Genomic DNA, 2,212 nt, shown 5'->3' on the forward strand with positions numbered 1-2,212 from the left:
GCAGGATGTCGATGCCGTACTCCTCGTCGCCGAGGCGGAAGGTGAGGAACTCGCCGCCGACGGGCTGCGCCGCCTGCGCGGCGTCGGGCCGGGCCGCCGGCCTGAGGTCACTGATCAGGTCCATCCAACACTCCGGAACTGCATGGGAACGGATGGGTTATCGGACAGCGTTTGACAGCCTTCACCCATATCAATGATCGAATGGGCGAACATGTGACTCATTCCCGCTTCAAATCGTCCCGACCCGAGCCGGATGGGGCCGTGCCAAAAGAAAAACCGCCCGAAGGCGGTTTCGATGGGCTGGCGCGAGGGGTTGCGCCTGCCGGGTCTGGAGAGGCCGCGGCGCGCGGCCCGGGGATCAGAAGGTTTCCCAGTCGGCATCCGGCGCGCCGGCGGCTGCGACCGGTGCCGCGGGTGCGGCGGCGGGGGCGGCGGCGGCGGGGGCCGGCACGCGCAGCGGGGCCGGCCGGGGCGCGGCCGGGCGGCTGGCCGGCTGCTTCGGCGTCGCTGCGGATGCGCGCCGGGCGGCGCTGGCGAGCGGGCGCGGGGCCGCCGGTGCAGCCGGGGCCGGTGCCGCTGCCGGTACCGGTGCAGCGTCGTTGCCGAGCTGGAAGCGGGTGAGCGCCTCGTTCAGCCTGACCGACTGGTCCTTCAGGCCCTCGGCCGCGGCGGCGGACTGCTCCACCAGCGCAGCGTTGCGCTGCGTCATCTGGTCGAGCTGCGCGACCGCGGCATTGACCTGGCCGACACTCTGGGAGTGCTCGCTGCTGGAGGCGGTGATCTCGCCGATGATGTCGGTCACGCGCTGCACCGAGGCCACGATGTCGTTCATCGTGTTGCCGGCATCGGCCACCAGGCGCGCGCCGGCGTCGACCCGCTCGACGCTGTGGCCGATCAGGTGCTTGATCTCGCGCGCCGCCGTGGCGCTGCGTTGCGCCAGGCTGCGCACCTCGCTCGCGACCACCGCGAACCCGCGGCCCTGCTCGCCGGCGCGCGCCGCTTCCACCGCGGCGTTCAGCGCCAGGATGTTGGTCTGGAAGGCGATGCCGTCGATCGTGCCGATGATGTCGGCGATCTTCTTCGAGTCGGTGTTGATCGCGTCCATGGTCTGGACCACCTGCGACACCACCGCGCCGCCGCGGCCGGCCACGTCGCCGGCGTTGCGCGCCAGCTCGTGCGCATGGCGCGCCGACTCGGCGCCCTGGCGCAGCGTGTCGGTGATCTGGCCCATGGTCGCGGCGGCCTGCTGCAGCGCCGCGGCCGCCTGCTCGTTGCGCGAGGACAGGTCGTGGCTGCTGCCGGCGATCTCGCCGCTGGCCTGGCGCACGCTGCCCGACGCGGACTTCACCTGCAGCAGCGTGCCGCGCATCTGGGTCAGGGTCTGCTTGAGCGCCGCGGCCAGGGGTTCGCGCACCGCGACATGGTCGACCTGCAGCGACACGCCGTCGCCGGCATCGACCGCGCGCACCAGCGCGGCGAGTTCCTCGCCCTGGCGCGCCATCGCCGCCATGCGGACCGCGATCACCACCTCCAGGCTGGTCTGCACCACCACGTAGGCGGCGTGCATCACGATCTTCAGCAGGTTCGGCTCGGGCGTGCAGTAGACGCCCAGGCCGGCCGCCTGCAGGCGGTCGAACAGCACGTGGTGCACCGCGAAGAAGCCGGCTGCGGCGACGATCGGCCGCCAGTCGCGGTAGATCGGCAGCAGCGCCAGCGTGACGAACACGCCGAAGTGGAACTCGAGCGTGCCGCGCCCGAGCTGGATGTGCAGCGCCACCGCCGCCGACAGGGCCAGCCCGAGCACCAGGCGCGAGGCGAGCGTGCCGCGCGCCAGCGCCACGGCGGCACCCCCCAGCCCCAGCAGCAGCGCCGAGACGCCCAGCGCGAGGCCGAACGATCCGTAGGTGCTGCCGATCGCCAGGGCGGCCGCCGCGTAGGCGACCAGGGTGCCCAGCATCACCGCGTCGGCCTGGCGGGCATGGGCGGCGGGATCGGTGCGTCCGACGGACAGGGTGTTGGCGTGGTTCATGACAACTCTCTTCGCTCAGGCGGCGACGGCAAGGCCGTCCCGGCGGGACTCGGTACGGAAGGCACCCACCAGCTGCGCCAGGCGTGCGGCCTGGTCCTTGAGGCTCTCGGCGGCGGCGGCGGATTGCTCGACGAGGGCGGCGTTCTGCTGGGTCATCTGGTCGAGCTGGCTGACCGCGCCGTT

Annotated in this window: 1 protein-coding gene and 1 pseudogene; both read right to left on the minus strand. The window is 72.8% G+C overall.

Translation table 11 applies throughout. The features are described from left to right. Positions 1 to 124: pseudogene (locus D9C15_RS34295) on the minus strand (chemotaxis protein CheW); the annotation flags it as partial. Between the two features lie 234 nt (positions 125 to 358). Further along, complete coding sequence (locus D9C15_RS33000; RefSeq protein WP_128003690.1) at positions 359 to 2,029, minus strand: methyl-accepting chemotaxis protein; 1,671 nt, start codon at positions 2,027 to 2,029, stop codon at positions 359 to 361. Between the last annotated feature and the right edge of the window lie 183 nt (positions 2,030 to 2,212).

This window comes from Piscinibacter defluvii (genome assembly GCF_004011805.1).
Classification (GTDB): Bacteria; Pseudomonadota; Gammaproteobacteria; order Burkholderiales; family Burkholderiaceae_C; genus Piscinibacter; species Piscinibacter defluvii.